The organism is Paracoccus aminophilus JCM 7686 (assembly GCF_000444995.1).
GTDB lineage: Bacteria > Pseudomonadota > Alphaproteobacteria > Rhodobacterales > Rhodobacteraceae > Paracoccus > Paracoccus aminophilus.
In genome coordinates, this window is the sequence record NC_022041.1 from 816,155 (window position 1) to 837,775 (window position 21,621).

At 63.1% G+C, this 21,621-nt stretch carries 24 protein-coding genes and 2 tRNA genes; 16 read left to right on the forward strand and 10 right to left on the reverse strand.

Translation table 11 applies throughout. From position 1 onward, the window contains the following. Positions 1 to 4 precede the first annotated feature (4 nt). Together ftsY and JCM7686_RS04125 are read right to left on the reverse strand one after the other, a co-directional pair. Positions 5 to 1,138 carry a signal recognition particle-docking protein FtsY gene (gene ftsY / locus JCM7686_RS04120; RefSeq protein ID WP_020949602.1) on the reverse strand — a complete coding sequence of 378 codons (1,134 nt, stop codon included), beginning with the start codon at positions 1,136 to 1,138 and terminating at the stop codon, positions 5 to 7. Between the two features lie 163 nt (positions 1,139 to 1,301). Continuing rightward, entirely contained in the window at positions 1,302 to 2,231 is a 930-nt protein-coding gene (locus JCM7686_RS04125; protein ID WP_020949603.1) for a class I fructose-bisphosphate aldolase, read from the reverse strand. Positions 2,232 to 2,362: 131 nt separating this feature from the next. Here JCM7686_RS04125 and JCM7686_RS24855 point away from each other — a divergent pair, with 131 nt between their 5' ends. After that, positions 2,363 to 2,833, forward strand: a complete 471-nt coding sequence (locus tag JCM7686_RS24855; RefSeq protein ID WP_020949604.1) for a hypothetical protein — start codon at positions 2,363 to 2,365, stop codon at positions 2,831 to 2,833. A gap of 85 nt (positions 2,834 to 2,918) precedes the next feature. Here JCM7686_RS24855 and JCM7686_RS04135 read toward each other — a convergent pair whose 3' ends face one another. Further along, complete coding sequence (locus tag JCM7686_RS04135; RefSeq protein WP_020949605.1) at positions 2,919 to 4,115, reverse strand: phosphoglycerate kinase; 1,197 nt, start codon at positions 4,113 to 4,115, stop codon at positions 2,919 to 2,921. A 251-nt stretch (positions 4,116 to 4,366) separates the two neighbouring features. Between JCM7686_RS04135 and JCM7686_RS04140 the strand changes: the two genes are divergently transcribed. Beyond that, a complete protein-coding gene (locus JCM7686_RS04140; protein ID WP_020949606.1) occupies positions 4,367 to 4,879 on the forward strand; it encodes a peptidylprolyl isomerase in 513 nt (170 codons plus the stop codon). Beyond that, a complete protein-coding gene (locus tag JCM7686_RS04145) occupies positions 4,879 to 5,472 on the forward strand; it encodes a peptidylprolyl isomerase (protein ID WP_041527579.1) in 594 nt (197 codons plus the stop codon). Before JCM7686_RS04140 ends, JCM7686_RS04145 begins: the two co-directional genes overlap by 1 nt. Positions 5,473 to 5,615: 143 nt before the next feature. Here JCM7686_RS04145 and tyrS read toward each other — a convergent pair whose 3' ends face one another. After that, positions 5,616 to 6,860: a tyrosine--tRNA ligase gene (tyrS, locus tag JCM7686_RS04150; protein ID WP_020949608.1), complete on the reverse strand. Its 1,245-nt coding sequence runs from the start codon at positions 6,858 to 6,860 to the stop codon at positions 5,616 to 5,618. A gap of 68 nt (positions 6,861 to 6,928) precedes the next feature. On the opposite strand from tyrS, the gene JCM7686_RS04155 reads away from it, so the two are divergent. The 10 genes from JCM7686_RS04155 to JCM7686_RS04200 all read left to right on the forward strand — a co-directional run bounded on the left by JCM7686_RS04155 (position 6,929) and on the right by JCM7686_RS04200 (position 13,479). Then, positions 6,929 to 8,095, forward strand: a complete 1,167-nt coding sequence (locus tag JCM7686_RS04155) for an anhydro-N-acetylmuramic acid kinase (protein ID WP_020949609.1) — start codon at positions 6,929 to 6,931, stop codon at positions 8,093 to 8,095. 56 nt (positions 8,096 to 8,151) lie between these two features. Then, positions 8,152 to 8,973 carry a PRC-barrel domain-containing protein gene (locus JCM7686_RS04160; protein ID WP_020949610.1) on the forward strand — a complete coding sequence of 274 codons (822 nt, stop codon included), beginning with the start codon at positions 8,152 to 8,154 and terminating at the stop codon, positions 8,971 to 8,973. Between the two features lie 177 nt (positions 8,974 to 9,150). Beyond that, a tRNA-Asp gene (locus tag JCM7686_RS04165) sits at positions 9,151 to 9,227 on the forward strand. 31 nt (positions 9,228 to 9,258) lie between these two features. Continuing rightward, positions 9,259 to 9,335: transfer RNA gene (locus JCM7686_RS04170), tRNA-Asp, on the forward strand. Positions 9,336 to 9,517: 182 nt separating this feature from the next. After that, entirely contained in the window at positions 9,518 to 10,000 is a 483-nt protein-coding gene (locus JCM7686_RS04175; RefSeq protein WP_020949611.1) for an SspB family protein, read from the forward strand. Positions 10,001 to 10,063: 63 nt separating this feature from the next. Then, positions 10,064 to 10,618 (forward strand): class I SAM-dependent methyltransferase, encoded by a 555-nt coding sequence (locus JCM7686_RS04180; protein ID WP_148292575.1) that lies wholly within the window; start codon positions 10,064 to 10,066, stop codon positions 10,616 to 10,618. A 114-nt stretch (positions 10,619 to 10,732) separates the two neighbouring features. Then, positions 10,733 to 12,127, forward strand: coding sequence for a class II fumarate hydratase (gene fumC, locus JCM7686_RS04185; RefSeq protein WP_020949613.1), 1,395 nt, complete (start codon positions 10,733 to 10,735; stop codon positions 12,125 to 12,127). Between the two features lie 101 nt (positions 12,128 to 12,228). Further along, a complete protein-coding gene (locus tag JCM7686_RS04190; RefSeq protein WP_041527120.1) occupies positions 12,229 to 12,432 on the forward strand; it encodes a DUF4169 family protein in 204 nt (67 codons plus the stop codon). After that, positions 12,425 to 12,688, forward strand: coding sequence for a ribbon-helix-helix domain-containing protein (locus JCM7686_RS04195; protein ID WP_020949615.1), 264 nt, complete (start codon positions 12,425 to 12,427; stop codon positions 12,686 to 12,688). The genes JCM7686_RS04190 and JCM7686_RS04195 overlap by 8 nt, the downstream gene beginning before the upstream one ends. Positions 12,689 to 12,735: 47 nt before the next feature. After that, positions 12,736 to 13,479, forward strand: coding sequence for a YebC/PmpR family DNA-binding transcriptional regulator (locus JCM7686_RS04200; protein ID WP_020949616.1), 744 nt, complete (start codon positions 12,736 to 12,738; stop codon positions 13,477 to 13,479). 47 nt (positions 13,480 to 13,526) lie between these two features. Here the strand turns inward: JCM7686_RS04200 and JCM7686_RS04205 are convergent, their stop codons facing one another. Then, entirely contained in the window at positions 13,527 to 14,396 is an 870-nt protein-coding gene (locus JCM7686_RS04205) for a LysR family transcriptional regulator ArgP (protein ID WP_020949617.1), read from the reverse strand. An 81-nt stretch (positions 14,397 to 14,477) separates the two neighbouring features. Between JCM7686_RS04205 and JCM7686_RS04210 the strand changes: the two genes are divergently transcribed. Then, positions 14,478 to 15,074, forward strand: coding sequence for a LysE/ArgO family amino acid transporter (locus JCM7686_RS04210; RefSeq protein WP_020949618.1), 597 nt, complete (start codon positions 14,478 to 14,480; stop codon positions 15,072 to 15,074). Positions 15,075 to 15,130: 56 nt separating this feature from the next. Here JCM7686_RS04210 and JCM7686_RS04215 read toward each other — a convergent pair whose 3' ends face one another. The 5 genes from JCM7686_RS04215 to choX form a co-directional block, all read right to left on the reverse strand. Further along, positions 15,131 to 15,349, reverse strand: a complete 219-nt coding sequence (locus tag JCM7686_RS04215) for a hypothetical protein (protein ID WP_020949619.1) — start codon at positions 15,347 to 15,349, stop codon at positions 15,131 to 15,133. 353 nt (positions 15,350 to 15,702) lie between these two features. After that, on the reverse strand, positions 15,703 to 16,731 hold the full coding sequence (gene choV, locus JCM7686_RS04220; protein ID WP_020949620.1) for a choline ABC transporter ATP-binding protein: 1,029 nt from the start codon (positions 16,729 to 16,731) through the stop codon (positions 15,703 to 15,705). Then, a complete protein-coding gene (choW, locus tag JCM7686_RS04225; protein WP_020949621.1) occupies positions 16,724 to 17,575 on the reverse strand; it encodes a choline ABC transporter permease subunit in 852 nt (283 codons plus the stop codon). The genes choV and choW overlap by 8 nt, the downstream gene beginning before the upstream one ends. A gap of 67 nt (positions 17,576 to 17,642) precedes the next feature. Then, complete coding sequence (locus JCM7686_RS04230) at positions 17,643 to 18,572, reverse strand: alpha/beta fold hydrolase (protein ID WP_020949622.1); 930 nt, start codon at positions 18,570 to 18,572, stop codon at positions 17,643 to 17,645. Further along, on the reverse strand, positions 18,569 to 19,507 hold the full coding sequence (gene choX / locus JCM7686_RS04235) for a choline ABC transporter substrate-binding protein (protein WP_020949623.1): 939 nt from the start codon (positions 19,505 to 19,507) through the stop codon (positions 18,569 to 18,571). The genes JCM7686_RS04230 and choX overlap by 4 nt, the downstream gene beginning before the upstream one ends. Before the next feature lie 88 nt (positions 19,508 to 19,595). Between choX and betI the strand changes: the two genes are divergently transcribed. Both betI and betB read left to right on the forward strand, forming a co-directional pair. Next, the gene (betI, locus tag JCM7686_RS04240; protein ID WP_020949624.1) at positions 19,596 to 20,165 is read left to right on the forward strand and encodes a choline-binding transcriptional repressor BetI; all 570 of its coding nucleotides are present in this window, start codon (positions 19,596 to 19,598) and stop codon (positions 20,163 to 20,165) included. Then, on the forward strand, positions 20,162 to 21,607 hold the full coding sequence (gene betB / locus JCM7686_RS04245; RefSeq protein WP_020949625.1) for a betaine-aldehyde dehydrogenase: 1,446 nt from the start codon (positions 20,162 to 20,164) through the stop codon (positions 21,605 to 21,607). Before betI ends, betB begins: the two co-directional genes overlap by 4 nt. Positions 21,608 to 21,621: the final 14 nt, after the last annotated feature.

Sequence of the window (21,621 nt, forward strand, 5' to 3'; positions counted from 1 at the left end):
GGGCTCAGTCGAGCCCAACCAGCGCGCGGGCAAAATCGCGTGCATCAAAGGCATCGAGATCGTCGATCTGCTCGCCCACGCCAATCGCATGGATCGGCAGGCCGAAGCGGTCGGCCAAGGCGACCAACACACCACCGCGCGCGGTCCCGTCCAGCTTGGTCATCACCAGACCCGAGACATCGGCAAGCTTCTGGAAGGTTTCGACCTGCGACAGAGCATTCTGCCCGGTGGTCGCATCCAGCACGAGCAGCGTGTTATGCGGGGCCGAAGGGTCCTTCTTGCGGATCACGCGAACGATCTTGGCCAGCTCTTCCATCAGATCCTGACGGTTCTGCAAGCGCCCGGCGGTGTCGATCATCAAGAGATCCGCCCCATCCGCTTCCGCCCGCGTCATCGCATCAAAGGCAAGGCTCGCCGGATCCGAGCCCTCGGGCGCGGTCAGCACCGGCACGCCAGCGCGCTTGCCCCAGACCTGCAATTGCTCGACCGCCGCCGCGCGGAAGGTATCGCCCGCTGCGATGACGACATTCTTGCCCGCCGCGCGAAACTGGCTGGCGAGCTTGCCGATCGTCGTGGTCTTGCCCGAGCCATTGACGCCCACCACCAGCACGACCTGCGGCTTCTTGGGATAGATCGGCAAAGGCTTCGCGACCGGCGTCATGATCCGGGTCACTTCGCTGGCCAGAAGCTCCTTGAGCTCGGACGAGGAAATCTTCCGCCCGAGCCGCCCCTCAGCGATATTGGCGGTGACGCGCAAAGCGGTCTCAACGCCCATATCGGCCTGAATGAGCATCTCTTCCAGCTCCTCCAGCATCTCATCGTCCAGCTCGCGCCGAGGCTCTGCCTCGCTGCGCCCGAACAAGCGCCCGATCACGCCGGGCCGCGCAGCTTCCTCACGCACCGGTTCGACACGCGCAGGCTCGACCCGCGCAGGCTCCGAACGGACCAGCTCACCCTCAAGCGGTGCTGGCATCGGCGGCAGGCCCGGGGCGGGCGCAGGTGCGAGCCCGGTTTCCTCGGGCAGCTCGGCGCGGCTCGGCTCGGGCGTGGCGCTGTCCTTGACCAGATCGTCAAGCCCTTCGCCGATCTTCGACGAGGACCGGGTCAAACGCTCGCGGAGCTTCGAGAAAAACGACATGGGCAATCCTTCTGATAACCCGGAGAACCTAGGACTTTCCGCGCCCAAGGAAAAGCCCGGCCGGATCGCGCAACGGAAAAAGGGCGCCCGCAGACGCCCTTTCTTCATCACGCAAATCCCCCACGGGGGTGTGGGGGTGTGAAACCCCCACCCTGAGCCCCGCTCAGGCTTTGCCGAGATAGATATCGACCAGCTTTTCGAGCATCGCCAAAGCATCCTCGCGCGAGCGCTGGAAGCTGTTGCGCCCGATGATCGAGCCATTGCCGCCGCCATCACGGATCGCGCGGGCATCGTCATAGACTGCATCGGTGCCTTTTGCGGCGCCGCCCGAGAAGACGACGATGCGGCGGCCGTTGAAGCTTGCCTGCATGCAATGTGCGACGCGCTTGGCTTGGGTCGCGATGTCGATCTGCTTGTCCTCATAGACCTTCTTGGCCTCGGGCAGCATCAGGTGATCGGTCGAGAGCTTGATCTTGATGATATGCGCACCGATCAGCGCCGCGATCTGCGCGGCGTAGGCCGCGACATCAATGGCAGTCTCTCCGTCTTTGGTGATCGCCTCACCGCGCGGATAGGACCAGATCACGGTCGCGACGCCTTTCGCGGCGGCTTCCTTGCGCATCTCGACGATCTCTTCGAACATTTCGAGCGCGAGATCCGAGCCCGGATAGATCGTGAAACCGATGGCGGCGCAGCCCAGGCGCAGAGCATCATCGACCGAAGCGGTGATCGCCTGGTTTTTGCCTGCCGTATCCGACATCAACGAATTGGCCGAGTTCACCTTGAGGATCGTCGGGATCTGACCGGCGAAGGTATCCGCACCGGCCTCGATCATGCCAAGGGGGGCGGCATAGGCGTTCAGGCCTGCGTCGATCGCGAGCTGATAGTGGTAATGGGGATCATAGCCCGCCGGGTTCGGCGCAAAGCTGCGCGCCGGGCCGTGCTCGAAACCCTGATCGACCGGCAGGATGATCATCTTGCCCGTCCCGGCGAGTTTGCCGGTCATGAGCATACGGGAAAGCTGGGCTTTGACGCCGGGCGTCTCACCTTCGTAATTCGCGAGGATCTTGCGAACCGTATCTGTCATTTTCATAGGAAACTCCCCTTTCCGGACTTAGGCGCTGATACGCAGGCCGACCGCGAAGAACAATCCAGATTGCGCTAACGGGAACCGCCTTGAACAGACTGCGTTAATTTCGTGAAGGTTTTGCGAGGAGGCATCCCATGGCAAATGAAGATCCCGCCGGAATTCCCGAACAGATCCGGCAGAACCGCCCGTTTTTCATGGTTCTGCTGCTCGCTTTGTTGATCGCGATCGGCACGTTCATGTTCGTGCTGTCGCGCGACACCGGCGAAAAGGACATCGACCGCAATGTCATCGACGCGCCGACCGCGACCGGGCTTGACGCCGCAGGCGCAGCCGCGACCGGCCTGCCGGAAGAGGGCAGCCCCGCACCCGCGAAACCCGCAGCTCCCGCAGCAGCGAAACCGGCCCCAGCGGCAACCACCGCGCCTGCGGCTCATACGACGCCCGCGGCGCCGGCACCCGCAGCAACGGCTCCCGCCGCAACAGCTCCCGTGACGCCCGCCCCGGCGGCGACAACGGCTACCCCGGCAACACCGGCACCGGCTGCCACAACTCCTGCTGCGCCCACGCCTGCAGCGCCCGCAACCGCTCCGGCGACGAGCAACTGACGTTCTCGGCCGAGGATGAAAAAAGGGGCCCCGCGGGGCCCCTGATTATGTCAGATCGCGAAAATCTGACCCAGAAAACGCCGCTTCAGCGTTTGGCCAAAGCCAGCACGCCGGGCAGATCCTTGCCTTCCATCCATTCAAGGAAAGCGCCGCCTGCGGTCGAGATATAGGTGAAATCACCAGCCACGCCCGCCTTGTTCAGCGCCGCAACCGTATCGCCGCCCCCGGCAACCGAGATCAGCTTTCCAGCCTTGGTCAGTGCGGCCGCGTCACGCGCTGCGGCATTGGTCGCGGCATCGAAAGGCGGGATTTCGAAGGCACCAAGCGGGCCGTTCCAGATCAGCGTGCGCGCGCCTTCGAAGACCGCTTTGATCGCGGCAACCGTCTGCGGACCGGCGTCGAGGATCATCGCATCGGCCGGGCATTGGTCGGCGGGCAGGGTCTCGGTTTCGGCATGAGCCTTGAACTCGCGGGCGACGACGATATCGACGGGCAGGTGGATGGTGCAGCCGGTCGCGGTGGATTTCTCCAAGATGGCGCGGGCGGTGTCGGCCATGTCGCGCTCGGCCAAAGACTTGCCGACCTCGATCCCCTTGGCGACAAGGAAGGTATTGGCCATGCCGCCGCCGATCACCAGATGCTCGACCTTCTCGATGAGATTGGTCAGCAGTTCGAGCTTGGTCGAGACCTTCGCACCGCCGACAATCGCCACGACCGGACGCTCGGGATTGCCAAGGGCGGCATCGAGCGCGGTCAGCTCTGCCTGCATCAGACGGCCCGCCGCCGAAGGCAGCAGTTTCGCGATGCCTTCCGTCGAGGCATGGGCGCGATGCGCGGCCGAGAAAGCGTCATTGACATAGACCTGACCGAGTGCCGCGACCGAGGCCGCGAAGGTCGGGTCATTGGCCTCTTCGCCGGGATAGAAGCGGGTGTTTTCCAAAAGCAGGATATCGCCCGCCTTGAGATCGGCAACTGCACGCTTGGCCGGGCCGCCAATCGCCTCTTCCGAGAATTTGACCGGCTGGCCGAGAGCTTTTTCCAGCGCGGGAATCAGCTGGTGCAGGCTCATCGCCGGGACCTTCTGGCCCTTCGGACGATCGAAATGCGCCAGCAGCACCGGGATGCCGCCTTTGGCCTGAATATCCTTCACCGTCGGCACGATCTTTTCGATGCGGGTCGCGTCGGTGACCTGACCGTTCTCGACCGGGACGTTGATATCCACCCGGACCAGCACAACCTTGCCGTCCAGATCCAAGTCGTCGATCGTATTGAAATCCGCCATGTCAGCACCTCTCCGCAACTGCATTGTCTGTGTCGCTGTCCTGCTGCGTTTTCCACGATGTTGACAATATCGTCAACTGACGCCCCCCTGCTGTTTCGTTAAACCGCCGAGCAGCGTTGTTCATGGCAAGCCTTTCCGACGATGGCCCTCTCCTGAACGGGCCCTTACCACGACGGGCCTTTATTATGACGGGCGTTGTCCATAGCGGGCGAAAGGCTTAACTCTGAGCAAGTTCAGAAAAAGAGGACCACATGGCCGAGATCAAAGATCCTGAGAACACCATCATCATCGAGCTGAAGGACGGTCCTGTCGTGATCGAGCTTTTGCCCGATGTCGCGCCCAAACATGCCGAGCGCATGAAGCAGCTCGCGCGCGATGGCGCCTATGACAATGTGGCGTTCCACCGCGTCATCGACGGCTTCATGGCCCAGACCGGCGATGTCGAGAATGCCAATATGGAAAAGGACTACAATCCGCGCCGCGCTGGCACGGGCGGGTCGCAATATCCTGATCTTCCGGCAGAGTTCTCGAAACTGCCGCATGACCGTGGCACGCTTGGCGCCGCGCGGTCGCAGAACCCGAACTCGGCCAACAGCCAGTTCTTCATCAACTTTGGCGACAACCATTTCCTCAATGGCCAGTACACGGTCTATGGCCGGGTTATCTCGGGCATGGAAAATGTCGACAAGATCCTGCGCGGCGAGCCGCCGGCGAACCCCGACCGCATGATCTCGGTCCGCGTTGCAGCGGATGAGCCCAAATGATGCTGAAATATCTTCTGACCCCTGCGCTCGCATTGTCGGCTTCGGTCGCCTTTGCTGAGGGCCTGCCGGGCGTGAAAGACGGCCCGGGCCCGAATCTCGTGATCGAAGTCGCCGATGCCGCCGGTCAGCCCAAGGGCACGATCGTGCTGGATCTTTACGCTGACAAGGCGCCGAAACATGTCGAGCGTCTGGTTTCGCTGGCGAAATCGGGTGCCTATGACGGCGTTGTCTTCCATCGCGTCATCGACGGCTTCATGGCCCAAACAGGCGATGTGAAATTCGGCAAGAAAGACGGCGATACCTCGCGCGCGGGGATGGGGGGATCCGATCTTCCCAATCTCAAGGCCGAGTTCAACGATGTCTCGTTCCAGGCGGGCACCGTCGGCATGGCACGTTCGCAGGATCCGAATTCCGCCAACAGCCAGTTCTTCATCGATCTGGCCCCGGCGGAATTCCTTGACGGGCAATATACCGTCGTCGGCCAGTTGGTTGACGGCTGGGATGTGCTCAATGCGATCAAGAAGGGCGATGCCGCGGCCAATGGCTCGGTCGACAAGCCCGATTACATGCTCAAGGTCACCGTTCAGCAGTGAGCTTTGGCCGCAACGCCGGGGCCTCGCCGGCCCCGCGCGTCCCGCAGCAAAAAGGCCCCCTCGGGGGCCTTTTCTTATGCGCGCCGCTTCCCCGCAGGTATTTTCGTCAAAGCGAAGGGCGGGAGGGCGAAGGAGGGGCCGGATCAGCCGATCTGGATCATCCGGTGCTTTTTCTTGCCAACCGAGACCTTGAGGCCATCGCCGATGGTCGCCGCACCGATCACGGTTTGCGGGTCGGTGACCGTGTCGTTGTTGAGCTTGAGCCCGCCTTCGGAGATCAGGCGTTTGGCCTCTTTGCCAGAGGGCGTGATGCCGGTCTGGGTCAGAAGCTGGACGATGGAAAGCCCTTCGCCAAGCGCATCCGCTCCGATCAGCACGGTTTCGAGATCGCCGCCTGCGCCGCCTTCTTCGAAGACCTTGCGCGCGGTCGCCTCGGCCGAGGCGGCGGCCTCGGCACCATGGAGGAGCGTCGTTACCGCATTGGCGAGGACGATCTTGGCGCCGTTGATTTCCGAGCCTTCGAGCTTGCCCAGACGCTCGCATTCCTCGACCGGGAGCTCGGTATAGAGCTTGAGGAAGCGGCCGACATCGGCGTCGGTCGTGTTGCGCCAGAACTGCCAGAACTCATAGGGCGAGAGCATTTCGCCGTTGAGCCAGACCGCGCCGCCCTGCGACTTGCCCATCTTGCGCCCGTCCGAGGTGGTCAGAAGCGGCGAGGTCAGGCCCCAGATCTCGTGATCGAGGACGCGGCGGGTCAGGTCGATCCCGTTGATGATATTGCCCCATTGATCCGAGCCGCCCATCTGAAGGCGGCACTCGTAGCGCCGGTTCAGCTCGAGGAAGTCATAGGCCTGCAAAATCATATAGTTGAATTCGAGGAAGGAGAGCGACTGCTCGCGGTCGAGGCGCGATTTCACCGATTCAAACGACAGCATCCGGTTGACCGAGAAATGCCGCCCGATGTCGCGCAGGAATTCGAGGTAATTCAGATTGTCGAGCCATTCGGCATTGTTGAGCATCTGCGCCTTGCCGTCGCCGTAGTCGAGGTAACGGGCAAAGACCTTCTGCATCCCGTCGATATTCGACTGGATCGCAGCTTCGTCGAGCAGCGGGCGCTCTTCCGAGCGGAAAGACGGATCGCCGACCTTGGTCGTGCCGCCGCCCATCAGCGTGATCGGGCGGTGGCCGGTCTTTTGGAACCAGCGCAGCATCATGATGTTCAGAAGGTGCCCGACATGCAGGCTCGCCGCCGTCGCGTCATAGCCGATATATGCCGTGACCGGGCCATCCTTGAGGGCTTCGTCAAGCGCTTGCAGATCGGTGCAATCGGCCAGATAGCCGCGCTCGATCATCACGCGCAGGAATTCGGACTTGGCATGGTATGTCATGGGCTGTTCCTTTCGAATAGCGGGGATATACCGGCAGACGCGCCGAAGGAAAAGCCATAGGAAAAGCCATGACAAACCGCATGATCCGCGCGCTGGGGCTGATGTCGGGGACCTCGCTGGACGGGGTCGATGCCGCGATAATCGAAACCGACGGCCTTCGCATCGCGGGTTTCGGGCGTTCGGCCTATGCCGGTTACTCGGATAATGAGGCGCAGGTGCTGCATGAAGCCTTGGGGCGCTGGCCCGGCGAGCCGGGCGTGGCCGAGGCGGCAGAGTTGTCGGTTGCCGCCCATGCCGGGCTTGCCGCGCAATTCCCGGAGGCCGAGGTTTTGGGCTATCACGGCCAGACGCTCGCCCATGATCCGGCGGGCGGGCGCACCCATCAGGCGGGCGATGGCGCGGCTTTGGCGCACCGCCTTGACCGCCCGGTCGTCTGGGATTTCCGCAGCGAGGATGTGCGCCAAGGCGGCGAGGGCGCACCGCTTGCGCCCTTCTTTCACTGGGCCTGTGCGGTCTGGGCAATGGGGCAGGGCAGGCTGCCCGAGGCTCCGGTCGCGTTTCTGAACCTGGGCGGCGTTGGCAATATCACCTTTGTCGACCCCCGCGCACAGGCGCCCGAGGCCGAGGGGGCTTGTTTGGCCTTCGACACCGGCCCGGCCAATGCGCCCGTCAACGATCTGATGCGCAAGCGGTTGCGGCGCGAGCGCGATGAGGGCGGGGCTTTGGCCCTGGCGGGGCGCGTCGATGAGGCGGTGATCGCGGACTTCCTGAGCCATCCTTATTTCGCGCGCGTGCCGCCGAAGTCTTTGGACCGCGATGCCTTTACCGCGCTGAGCCAAGCAGTCGAGGGCCTGAGCGACGCGGATGCGGCGGCGACCTTGACCGAAGCCGCGGCGGCGGCTGCGGGGGCGGGTATGCTCTGGATGCCCGAGCCGCCCGAGCGGGTTTTGGTCTGCGGCGGCGGACGGCACAATCGCGCGATGATGGCCGCCTTGGCGCGGCGCATTGCCGCAGAGGTCGTGCCGGTCGAAGAGGCCGGGCTCGATGGCGATATGCTGGAGGCGCAGGCCTTTGGCTGGCTTGCGGTCCGGGTGTTGCAGGGCTTGCCGACCTCGGGACCGGGCACGACCGGCGTGGCCGCGCCGGTTTCGGGCGGACGAATCAGCTATCCCCGCCGCTCTGGCCCGATGCCGAGCTCGGCATCGCGGGAACAGATACCGGGACGAGCGGGTTAAGCCTGCGAGAACTGCCACGACCCGACTGATATGTCTTATCTTGAGAGGAGATCGCGATGAAAGTCTTGCTCGCTGCCGCTGCGACGGTTGCATTGGCCACTGGAGCCTTTGCTCAGACGGCGCCGGAGCAAAGCGCTCCGGCTCAGGCCGCCGAGACCGCGAAGGATGCGGCACAGACTGCGGCAGATGCCGCCAAGGAGGCCGCGCAAAAAGTCGGCGAGGCCGCTGTTCAAGCCGGTCAGGAAACCGGCGCTGCCGTGAAAAACGCCGTAGATGCCGCGAAGAATGCTGCAGATGCGGCGGTGGATGCCGCCGATCAGGCCGGAGAATCTGCGGCGGCTGCGGCCAATAATGCCGCTGCCGCCACCACCGACAAGGCGGGCGAACTGGCCGATCAGGCCAAGACGACCGCTGCGGCTGCGGCGAACAAAGCCGCTGATGCGGCCGACAAGGCCGCCGATTCGGCCGCTGAGGCGGTGAAGGCTGCGGAAACCGCGATTGCTGCCCCCGATGTCGCTGCGCCGGTGATTTCGGCAAGCTCGCCCGGGATCCTGAGCTCCTGGGTTACCAGCCGTCAGATCTGGACGACGAATGATTCGACCAGCACGCCCTGGGCTGGCGAGGCTTTGGCCAAGCGGCCGGCGGAATGGACCCAGGTTGCCAAGGTCGATGACCTCGTGCTCGACGATCATGGCAAGCTGGTCGGCTATGTCGCCGATATCGGCGGCTTCCTTGGCATCGGCGCGAAGAAGGTCCTGCTGGGCAAGGATGCGATCCACCTTCTGACGATTGGCGAGGACCGCTTCTACGCGACCAACTTCACCAAAGCCGAGCTTGAGGCTTTGCCCGATTTCGATCCGGCGACCGTTCTGAAGTGACGGCGGGCCAGCTGGGCTGCCTTTGGGCGGTCCGGGCGGGCCTCCATGAACGCGCGAGAGGCCCGGAATCGGGCTTCTCGCACTTTTCGTGACAAAGGGCGTAGATCGGGCCTTGACGGTCCATCGTCCTGCCCTTAGACACCGCCTCACTCCAGAGGCGATCTGGTAGTGGAACGGGCGGTTGTAGCTCAGTTGGTTAGAGTACCGGCCTGTCACGCCGGGGGTCGCGGGTTCGAGCCCCGTCAACCGCGCCACTCCACTCTCATATCGCCACGGAAAAAATGCGCGGTTGTAGCTCAGTTGGTTAGAGTACCGGCCTGTCACGCCGGGGGTCGCGGGTTCGAGCCCCGTCAACCGCGCCATTTTTCGCCGATCTGGATCGACAGGGCCCCTTCACGGGGCCTTTTGTCGTTTCTGGCCCCATGTTTTCCTCATGATCCGGCGCGGGCCATTTTGCTTTTCCTCGGCGCGTTTCCTCGTCCGGCGGGGCTTTTCATCGCTTCGCAATTGCCTATTCTGGCAGCCACGAAAACAGGAGGACGTCATGGCACGCGGAATCGATTATGGCGGAATGATGCACCGCGCCATGCAGGGGCTCATTGCTGACGTTCTGCGCTCGGTCGCGGCAGAAGGCTTGCCGGGAGAGCATCATTTCTTCATCACCTTCGACACCCGGGATCCGGATGTGCAGATGGCCGATTGGCTGCGCGAGCGCTATCCGGAAGAGATGACCATCGTCATCCAGCACTGGTTCGACAATCTCGTGATCGAGAAAGACCATTTCGAGATCACGCTGAACTTCGGCAACTCGCCCGAGCCGCTGCATGTGCCCTTCGATGCGGTGCGCACCTTCGTCGATCCTTCGGTCGAATTCGGTCTGCGGTTCGAGACCCAGAACGAGGATGATGACGAGGAAGACGACGAGGAAGACGAGGATGACGCCGAAGACGGGGTCGAGGTTGCCGAGGCCGAAGAGGCTCCGAAAACCGGCGCCGAGGTGGTCAGCCTGGACAAGTGGCGCAAGTAATCCGTCATAAGCCTGTCACTGCGAGGACCTAGGCCCCATATCAGCATCATGCTGGAGGTAGCCTTGTCCGACCTGTCGCTGTTTCTTGGCCAATTTCTGCGCCGCCCCTCTGAAATCCGCTCGCTCGTGCCGACCGGGCGCGCCGCCGCTCGCGAAATGGCGCGGCATGTGCGCCCGGAGATGGAGGCGGTGGCGGAAATCGGGGTTGGCACCGGCACCATCACCAAAGCCATTCTGGCGCGCGGCCTGCCGCCGGAACGGCTTGAGCTTTACGAGCTGAATGCCGCGTTTTGCGGCCGTCTGCGCGAGCTTTTCCCCGGCACGCACGTCCATAACCTGCCCGCGCAAGAGATGGTCAATGTCGGGAGGAAGGATCTCGATGCGGTGATTTCCTGCGTCCCGACCCTGCCTCTGCCCGACGAGATCCAAAGCGCGATTCTGGGCGCTGCGCTGAAAATGATGAAGCCGGGCGCGCCCTTCGTGCAGATCACCTATGGCCCCTTGCCGCCGCTCTCGGATGCGGTGCGCGCGCGCTTTGGTCTGAGCCACCAGAAAAGCCGCCGGATCTGGGCCAATTTCCCGCCTGCCAGCATCTATGTCTTCCGTCAGCTTGGCTGATTTTGGCATACATTTGCATACAGATTGCGAATCTCTGCCGCAGCGCCTAGAACCCCCACGAAACCGTGAGGCCGCCCTCTGCGTGGCCCACAAAACCGCGAGGGATGGAGAGCCATGACCAAGACCCGCACCGAGACCGACAGCTTTGGCCCGCTCGAGGTTGATGCCAGCAAATATTGGGGCGCGCAGACGCAGCGCTCGATCATGAACTTCCCGATCGGCTGGGAAAAGCAGCCCGTGCCGATCATTCGCGCGCTTGGCGTGATCAAGCAGGCCGCCGCCGAAGTGAATATGGCGACCGGCAATCTTGATCCCAAGATCGGCAATGCCATGGTCGAGGCCGCGAAAGAGGTCGTTGCGGGCAAGTTCGACGACAACTTCCCGCTGGTGGTCTGGCAGACCGGCTCGGGCACCCAGTCGAACATGAACGCGAACGAGGTCATCTCGAACCGTGCCATCGAGATTCTGGGCGGCGAGCTTGGCTCGAAAAAGCCGGTTCACCCGAATGACCATGTGAACATGGGCCAGTCCTCGAACGACACTTTCCCGACCGCGATGCATGTCGGCATTGCCATGCTGGCGCGCGATCTGCTGATCCCGGGGCTCGAAAAGCTGCACAAGGCGCTGGCCGCCAAGGCGGTCGAGTTCAAGGACATCATCAAGATCGGCCGCACCCATACGCAGGATGCAACGCCCCTGACCTTGGGTCAGGAATTCGGCGGCTATGCCCATCAGGTCGAAAAAGGCATTGAGCGCGTGAAACTCGCGCTTGGCGACATCTATGAGCTCGCGCAGGGCGGCACGGCTGTCGGCACCGGGCTCAACACCAAAAAAGGCTGGGACACTGCGATTGCCGCGAAGATCGCGGAAATCACCAACCTGCCTTTCGTGACCGCACCGAACAAATTCGAGGCTCTGGCCGCGCATGATGCGATGGTGTTTTTCTCGGGCGCGCTGAAGACGGTTGCGGCCTCGCTCTTCAAGATCGCGAACGACATCCGCTTGCTGGGTTCGGGTCCGCGCTCGGGTCTGGGCGAGCTGATCCTGCCGGAAAACGAGCCGGGCTCTTCGATCATGCCGGGCAAGGTCAACCCGACCCAGGCCGAGGCGCTGACCATGGTCTGTGCCCATGTCATGGGCAATGACGCGGCGGTGACCTTCGCGGGTTCGCAGGGCCATTTCGAACTCAACGTCTATAATCCGATGATGAGCTACAATGTCTTGCAATCCATGCAGCTCTTGGGCGATGCGGCGGGCTCTTTCACCGACAATATGGTCGTCGGCATCGAGGCGAACCTGCCGCGAATCGACAAGCTGATGAAGGAATCGCTGATGCTGGTGACGGCGCTGGCGCCGACCATCGGTTACGACAACGCCACGAAAGTCGCCAAGACCGCCCACAAGAACGGCACGACGCTCCGCGAAGAGGCGATCAATCTGGGCTTCGTCGATGGCGAGACCTTCGACAAGGTCGTTCGTCCTGAGCAGATGGTCGGCCCCGAAGACTGATCCGCGCCTGCGATCTGGTGGCGTGATCTCGCGCCACCGATGACAATCAGGGGCCGCCGTGGCATTCTGCCGGGGCGGCCTTTTCCATGCGGAGACCTTCCATGACTGTCATCAACCTGCGTCAGGCGCGCAAGGACCGTGCCCGCGTCGAAAAGCGCGCCAAGGGCGATGAAAATGCCGCGAAATTCGGGCGTTCCAAGGCGGAAACCGCGCAGAGTCGTGCTGAGGCCGAGCTGAGCGCGCGCCGTCTCGACGGGCATCACCTTGACGGCGGCCGCGCGCCGGGCGAGGGCGCGGATGATTGATCTGCCGCCTTTGAGCGCGCCCGCGAAACACTCGGTCACGATTGACGGGCACCGCACCAGCGTCAGTCTGGAGGAGGCCTTCTGGCGCGAGTTGCGCGCGATTGCGCAGGTGCAACAGACCACCCCCGCCGCGCTGATTGCCGCCATCGACCACCAGCGCCCGCCCGAGGTCGGCCTTGCCACCGCGATCCGGCTTTACGTTCTTGCCGAGGTCAAGGCGGGGAGAAACCTTGCGGCGACGGCCATCGGCGACTAAAAGCGCCCCACAAACCCTAGAAATGACGACATACGGGACCCCGCACAATGGCTGGCCATTCCAAATGGGCGAACATTCAGCACCGCAAAGGGCGCCAGGACGGCATCCGTTCGAAGCTGTTTTCCAAGCTCTCCAAAGAAATCACCGTCGCTGCCAAGATGGGCGACCCTGATCCCGACAAGAACCCGCGCCTGCGTCTGGCGGTGAAGGAAGCGAAGTCAAACTCGGTTCCGAAAGACGTGATCGACCGCGCCATCAAGAAGGCGGTCGGTGGTGATGCCGAGAACTATGACGAGATCCGCTATGAGGGCTATGGTCCGAACGGCATCGCGATCATCGTCGAGGCCATGACCGACAACCGCAACCGCACCGCCTCGAATGTGCGCAGCTATTTTACCAAATCCGGCGGTGACATGGGCCAGACCGGCTCGGTCAGCTTCATGTTCGATCGCGTCGGCGAGATCTTCTACAAAGCCGCGATTGGCGATGCCGATACCGTCATGATGGCGGCTTTGGAGGCCGGGGCCGATGATGTCGAGAGCGACGATGAAGGTCACTGGATCTATACGTCGGATCAGAGCCTGATCGATGTCGCGGGCGCGCTGGAAAGCTCGCTTGGCGAATCGGAGCATGCGAAGCTGATCTGGAAGCCGCAGGCGCCGACCGAGATTACCGATCTCGAGATGGCGCAGAAGCTGATGAAGCTGATCGACACGTTGGAAGATGATGACGACGTCCAGAATGTGACGGCGAATTTCGATCTCTCCGAGAGCGTGGCCGCGCAGCTTTGATGTCTTTGCCGGAGCCTCCGGCGGGGATATTTAAGACATGAAAGACATCAGGGTCGCAGGTCTTCTGCGGCCCTTTTGCATATGGCCTGCGTCAGCGGGGCGATGGCCGCGGCGATGTCGCGGCTGACCTGCCAGTAAAGCGGCACGTCAAACGGCTGCCCGGGGGCCAGCGTGACCAGGCGGCCTGCGGTGATCGCGGGGAGCGCCATGCTTTCGGGGATCATGCCCCAGCCGAGGCCGAGTTCGATCGCATGGGCGAAGGGTTCCGAGGCGGGGATGCGGTGGCCGGAGAGGCGAAGTTTCGCGCCGGTGGCGCGTTCGGCCCATCGCATTTGCAGCGCGTCCTTGGTGTTGAAGATGATCGTGGGCGCGGCGGCGAGGCTTTGCGCGGTGAGCCCTTGCGCGAAATGGCGCGCGTGGAATTCGGGCGTGGCGGTCGCGAGATAGCGCATATGGCCGAGCGCGCGGGCGTCGCAGCCCGCGACCGGATTGGGGTTTGAGGTGATCGCCGCCGAGACCTGACCTTGCCGGAGCCAGTCTCGGGCGTGGTCCTGATCGTCGATCACCAGATCGAAGAGCACGGGCAGCGCCGTCATCGCGGGCATGAACCAGGTCGCGAGGCTGTCGGCATTGACCGCGATTTTCAGGACCGCCGGACCCGCCTTGGGACGGATCGCGGTCTCGAGGCTTTGTTCGAGCAGGCGGACCTGATCGAGATGCTGCATCAGTCGGAGCCCGGTTTCGGTGCCGGTTGCGGGGGGGCCTCGGTGGATGAGCACGGCGCCGAGGCGCTCCTCGAGCCCCTTGATGCGTTGGGACACGGCAGAGGGGGTGAGCGAGAGTTGCGCCGCTGCCGCCTCGAACGAGCCGCGGCGGATGATCTCGGCCAGAGCTTCGAGAGCGGCATAGTCGTGCATCAGTTTTCCTTAATCTGAATGAGAATTGTTAATTTGATTGATCATGGCCCATCAGGCAAGACGAGGCAAAGGAGATAAGCCATGCAATCCTATCTTGCCGGTCTGGGCATGCTCTTGTCATTGATCGTTGCCATTGGCGCGCAGAATGCCTTTGTGCTGAAACAAGGCCTGTTGCGGCAGCATGTGCTGGCGGTGGCCCTGTTTTGCGCGCTCTCAGATGCGCTGCTGATTGTCGCGGGGGTCGCTGGTGCGGGGGTGATCGTCTCGGCTCATCCGGGCTTTTTGACGGCGACGAAATGGGGCGGGGCGCTCTTTCTTTTCTGGTATGGGCTGCGGTCGTTTCGCGCGGCTTGGGTGGGCGGTCAGGAGCTGCATGCGACGGCGGGCACGGCGGTGCAGTTGGGTGCGGTTCTGAGCACGGCGGCGGCGCTGACCTGGCTCAATCCGCATGTCTATCTGGATACGCTGATCCTGCTAGGTGCGGTTTCGGCGCAGGCCGAGAGCCGGTGGCTGTTTGCTTTGGGCGCGGTCTCGGGCTCGCTTGGGTTCTTCCTGCTTTTGGGCTTTGGCGCGCGTTTGCTCGCGCCGGTCTTTGCCCGCCCGATCGCGTGGCGCGTGCTCGACGCATTGGTCGGTGCGATGATGTGGCTGATCGCCTGGGGGTTGGTGCGCGGATGATGCGAGGATGATGTTGGGGGTGATCGGGAGGAGCTGGAGCGCTCCTCCCTTGGACCTTACCGCAGCAGCGTCCGGTCCGGCGGCTCGTGTTTGCGGTTGAGGCCGATATCGCGCAGCAGATAATCCGAGAGGCCGGTCACCGGCGGCGGCCGGTTTTTGCGCCGGATTGCGGCACGGATCAGCGCGGTGGCCACGGCCCAGATGCCGTGGGTGTCGATCAGATCGTCGAGAGGCGCGCGCAGTTCATGCGCCGGGGTCAAAGGCAAAGCAGTCATGGGGTTCGTCCGCCTGCGCAGGGCAGGGCGGTCCTTATGTGGAAGGTTTCGAAAGGGGTGCCACGGCGCGCCGCAGGGTTGCGGGGCGAAAGAGGCATCGGCTTTGAAGGGAGATCCCGCCGTCAGGTCGGGATCAGTTGCGGATCAGAAGCGCTGCGAAAAGCGGCGTCGGTGATCCTGCGCTTGCGCCATGAAGGAATGGGCAAAAGCGGTATTGGATTTGAATACGAACATTGGCCCCCCTTTCTTCTGTGATGGCGCAGGCCGCCAGTTGCGCAGAGATGGCTCATCAAAACAAGCCCGCCCCGCGCAAAAGGCGGGGCGGGCTGTGTCGGCTTGGCAACAGGGGGCGGTTAGCGCCCGGGATTGACCAGAGCGGCAATCACGCCCTTGCGGCTGACGATGCCGCCGCCCAGAACCGGCGCGGTTTCGCGGTCGGCCAAGGCCCAGAGCACCTCGCGCACCGGCAGATCGCGGGGCAGGGGGCGGCCCTCGGCCTCGCCCTCTTCGAGCACATCCTCGGCGCGCAGCACGGCCATCGGGTTCATATGGGCGACGAAATCCTCGACATATTGATCGACGGGATTGGCGATGATTTCGCGCGCGGTGCCGATCTGGACGATGCGCCCGCCCTCCATCAGCGCAATGCGGTTGCCCAGTTTGAAGGCCTCGTCGAGGTCATGGCTGACGAAGATGATCGTGCGCTGGAACTTGTCCTGCAGCTCGAGCAGCTCGTCTTGCAGGCGCGAGCGGATCAGCGGATCGAGCGCCGAGAAGGGCTCGTCCATCAGAAGGATCGGCGCTTCGGTGGCAAAGGCGCGGGCGAGGCCCACGCGCTGCTGCATCCCGCCCGAAAGATCGCCGACCTTGCGATCCGCCCAATCGGCCAGACCCACCGTGTTGAGCTGGTTGTCGACCTTGGCGCGGCGCTCGGCCGGGGACATGCCGGCGAGCTCAAGCCCGAGGCCGACGTTTTCGCGCACGGTCCGCCATGGCAGAAGGCCGAATTGCTGAAAGACCATCGCGATGTTTTTCAGCCGGATCTGCCGCAGTTTCGCCGATCCCGCCTTGGTGACCGAGACCATTTCGGTCCCGTCCCAGATCCGGACATCGCCGCGACAGACCTCGTTGAGCGCATTGACCCCGCGCAGCAAGGTCGATTTGCCCGAGCCCGAAAGGCCCATGAGCACGAGAATCTCGCCCTCGCGGACATTGAGCGAGCAATTGTGGACGCCCAGAACCTGCCCGGTCGCGGCCTTGATCTCGGCGCGGGACTTCTGCTGATCCATCAGCGGCAGCGCATCCTTGGGGCGGGCGCCGAAGACGATGCAGGCATTGTCGAATTCGACGGCGTTGCGCTCGGTCGTATTGAGTTCAGTCATTGTGTTTCCCCACGCGCAGCATCCGATCAAGCATGATCGCCACGACGACGATGATTGCACCGCTTTCAAAGCCAAGCGCCGTGTTGACGCTGTTGAGTGCGCGCACCACCGGCACGCCAAGCCCCGAGGCACCGACCAGCGCCGCGATCACGACCATCGAAAGCGACAGCATAATCGTCTGATTGAGCCCTGCCATGATCTGGGGCATCGCGCTGGGAAGCTCGACCTTCCACAGAAGCTGGCGTTTGGTCGCGCCAAAGGCGGTCGCGGCCTCGACCAGCGCCCGCGGCGTCGAGGAAATGCCGAGATAGGTCAGCCGCACCGGCGCGGGCAGCACAAAGATCACGGTTGCGATCAGACCGGGCACCATGCCGATGCCGAAGAAGACGATGGCCGGGATCAGATAGACGAAGGTTGGCAGCGTCTGCATCAGGTCGAGGACCGGGCGCACCCAGGAATAGAGCTTGGGGCGATGCGCCACGGCAATGCCGATCGGCACGCCGACCAGCATACAGACGACGCAGGCCGAGAGGACCAGCGTCAGCGATTGCATGGTCTCGTCCCAATAGCCCTGATTGAGGATGAAGAGAAAGCTCAGCAGGACCAGCAGGCAGACCTTCCAGCTGCGCTGCAATGCCCAGGTCAAAGCGACCATGATCAGCGTGAAGATCAGCGGATGCGGCAATTCAAGCAGCCACAGGATGCCGTTGATCAGGCTTTCCATCACTTTCGAGATGAAATTGAAGACGACGGACGCATGCGCGTTCAACCAGTCGAACACGGTTTTGGCTGTCTTGCCGACTGGAATTTTCCAACCGGTGAGGAGGGCCGTCAGTTGCTCCATTCAGATTTTACTCCGGCTTGCGGGCGCTGCGGCCCTCTCGCGATAAATGGCCGGTCAGGCCGCGATGTCAGTCCTTGAGAAAGGTCGAGATGATCTCGCCGGCCTGCTCGGGCTGCTCCCAGAAGAAATTATGCCCAAGACCGGTGAATTGATGAAACTCGGCTTTGGGCAGGGTCTTGCGCAGTTTGTCTTGAGTCTCGGGGCCGAAGAGCGCGTCCTGATCGCCCCAGAGGATCGCGGTCGGCGCCTCGATCCGGGGCGCGAGTTTGCTCCAATCGAGAACCGTTAGAGCCTGCAAGACACCCATCCAGACGTGATGGGGGACGGCAGCGGATTCCGCGCGCTCATGGGTCAGGAAATCTTCCGAAACCGGGGTCGGATTGGCGTACCAGTCCCGCATGAACTTGCTGTTCGGATCGATCTGTTCGGGCAGGGCCGGGACATTGTCCCACAGCCATGCCGTTGCCTCGGGTGGACTTGAGGTCGAGACGCTGGCCAGAACGATGCGATTGACGCGGCTCGGCTCGGTGGCGGCGAGAAAGGCCGTCGTCATGGATCCGAGCGAATGGCCGACGACATCGGCGCGTTTGATTTGCAAGGCATCGAGCGCGCCCGCAATGTCATGGGCAAGGCTGTCAGGGCCATAGCAGCAACTCGGCGCATCCGACGCGCCATGGCCGCGCAGATCGAAGGCGAGAATGCGGCGACCCGGCAGCTCCTTGCGCAGGACCGGCGCGACCAGAGACCAACTGCGGCTGTTGTCGGTATAGCCGTGGATCAAAATGATCGGCAGGCCGACCGCCGTTTCCGGCGCCTCGCCAAGCTCGACATAGGCGATATCGACGCCATCGGCCGTCACGACATGCTGGCGCGCATCGTTCCAGCCCGCCTGATCTGGCAGGGACACGGGAGCGGCAAAAGCCGTCCCGCCCCCGAAGTTTACCGCAAGGCCGGTCAGAGCCGCACTCAGCGCGATGGCGCGAAGTGCTTTCCTCATTTGGCCAAAGCCGCATCAATGGCGGCCTGTGCATCGCCGCCGTCGACGGTGGTGACGCCAACGAGCCAGGGTTTCACCGCGTCGGGATTGGCCTTCAGCCATGCCTTGGCCGCTTTTGCCGGATCATCGCCATCATTCAGGATCTTGCCCATCACATCGTTTTCCATGGGCAAGGTGAATTCGAGGTTTTCGAGGAATTTCCCGACATTCGGGCATTCCTTGGCATAGCCTTGGCGGATGTTGGTATCAACGCGCGCGCCGCCGAAATTCGGCCCGAAGACGTCATCCCCGCCCGCGAGATAGGTCATCTGGAACTGGTTGTTCATCGGATGGGGCTCCCAGCCGAGGAAGACGATCGGCTTCTTGGCCCCGGTCGCGCGGGCGACCTGCGCCAGCATCCCCTGTTCCGAGCTCTCGACGATCTCCATCGTGCCGGTGTCGAACTTGTTGTCCGCGACCATCTGCAAAAGCAGGCGGTTGCCGTCATTGCCGGGCTCGATCGCGAAGATCTTGCCGTCGAGATCTTTCTTATGCGCCGCGATCTGGGCGAAATCGGTGATGCCGAGATCCTTGCCATATTGGTTGGTCGCGAGCGTATATTTCGCGCCAGTCAGGTTGGTGCGCAGGGTTTCGACCGTGCCAGCGTCGCGATAGGGCTTCAGATCGTTTTCCTGCGTCGGCATCCAGTTGCCGAGGAACACGTCGAGGTCGCCTTTCGCCATCGCGGTATAGGTCACCGGCAGCGAGAGAATCTTGATCTCGGTCTTGTAGCCGAGGTCCTGCAGGACGGTGGTCGCCAATGCCGTCGTCGCCGAGATGTCCGTCCAGCCGACATCGGAAAAGACAACATCCTTGCACGAATCCGGTTCTGCCGCGAAGGCCGGTAGCGCCAGCGCGGTTAAGGCGGTGGCGAGCATCAAGCTACGAACGGTCATTTGTTTCCCCCCTGTTGTTGATTGACGAGTCAATTAAGAATGAGCTACGTCAATCTGGCAACGATTTTTTTCAGGGACCGTCGTCAGAATGCCGAAACTTGGTGTCGAGCCTATCCGAAAGGCGGCGTTAATCAACGCCGCGATTACGATGGTGGGGCGCACCGGATCGCTTGATGTGACCGTCGCCCAGATCGCGCGAGAGGCCGGAATGTCCTCGGCTCTGGCGCATCATTACTTTGGTTCTAAAGACAAAATCTTCCTTGCTGCGATGCGGCAGATTTTGTCCTCCTACCGCGATGGCGTGCGGGAGGCCCTGCGCGATGTGACCACCCCGCGCGCCCGGCTCGACGCCATCGTGACAGTGAGTTTCGCGACGCCGAACTTCGACACGAACACCGTCGCGGCCTGGCTCAACTTCTATGCGCTGGCGCTGGTCGACCCCGCTGCCGCCCGGCTTTTGCGGGTCTATCGCAACCGGCTGCGCTCGAATCTGCTGACCGCGCTCAACCCGCTGGTGCCCGAGCGCGCTCAGGATGTTGCCGAAACCCTTGGCGCGCTGATCGACGGCGTCTATCTGCGCGCCGCTTTGTCCGAAAAGCCCGATGCCTCGATGGCTGAGCGCATCGTCCAAGACTTTCTCCGGGAGATACTCGCATGACGCTTCACGCTCAGCCCAAGGCGAGCCTTTTCATCAATGGCGCCTATGTCGAGGGCGAAGGCCCTGAACTCAAGGTGCTTTACCCCTATACGGGCGAGGTGATCGCAACCCTGCGCGAGGCCAGCCCCGAGCAGGTGGCGCTGGCCACCAAATCGGCCGAGGCCGCGCAAAAGGCCTGGGGCGCGCTGCGTCCGGTCGAGCGCGGCCGCGTGTTGGCCCGCGCCGCCGCGATCATCCGCGAACGCGGGGCCGAGCTCGCGCGTCTCGAAACGCTCGACACCGGCAAGCCCATTCAGGAAACCGAAGTCGCGGACTGGCCCTCGGGGGCGGATGCGATCGAATATTTCGCGGGTCTCGCCGCGACGCTGACCGGCGAATCGATCCCGCTTGGCGGCGATTTCGTCTATACGATTCGCGAGCCTTTGGGCGTTTGCGCAGGCATTGGCGCGTGGAACTATCCCAGCCAGATCGCCTGCTGGAAATCGGCGCCCGCGCTGATCATGGGCAATGCCATGGTCTTCAAACCCAGCGAGGAAACCCCGCTTGGTGCCCTGAAACTGGCCGAGATTCTGGTCGAGGCCGGGCTGCCTGCCGGGGTCTTCAACGTTGTGCAGGGACGCGGCGCGGTGGGGGCGGCACTGGTCACCGACCCGCGCGTGGCCAAGGTCTCGCTGACCGGCTCGGTTCCCACGGGGCGCAAGGTCTATGCCGCTGCGGCCGAAGGGATTCGCCATGTCACGATGGAGCTGGGTGGCAAATCGCCCCTGATCGTCTTTGACGACGCGAGCCTTGAAGATGCGGTCGGCGCGGCGATTCTGGCGAATTTCTATTCCTCGGGTCAGATCTGCTCGAATGGCACGCGGGTTTTCGTGCAGGAGGGCATCAAGGAGGCCTTCCTCGCGCGGCTCGCCGCGCGCTGCGCCGATGTGGCGATGGGCGATCCTCTGGACCCCGCGACGCAGCACGGCCCGATCATCAGCGCGGCCCAGGCTGCCAAGATCCGCGCCGCGATCGAGGCCGGGATTGCCGAGGGCGCGCGGCTGGTCTGCGGCGGTCCGGGCGACGGCGCCTTCATCCCGCCGACCGTCTTTGCCGAGGCGACGGATGCCATGACCATCACCCGCGAAGAAATCTTCGGTCCGGTGATGACTGTCCTGACGTTCAAGGATGAGGACGAGGTGATTGCCCGCGCCAATGGCACGAATTTCGGCCTTGCGGCGGGCGTCTTCACCCGCGATCTGGCGCGCGGACATCGCGTCATCGCCCAGCTTGAAGCCGGAACCTGCTGGATCAATGCCTACAACCTGACCCCGGTCGAGGCGCCTTTCGGTGGCGTCAAGCAATCGGGGGTGGGCCGCGAGAACTCGCGCGCCGCCATCGAGCATTATTCGCAACTCAAATCCGTCTATGTCGGGCTTGGCCCCGTCGAATCCCCCTATTGAGGGCGAAGCCGCCC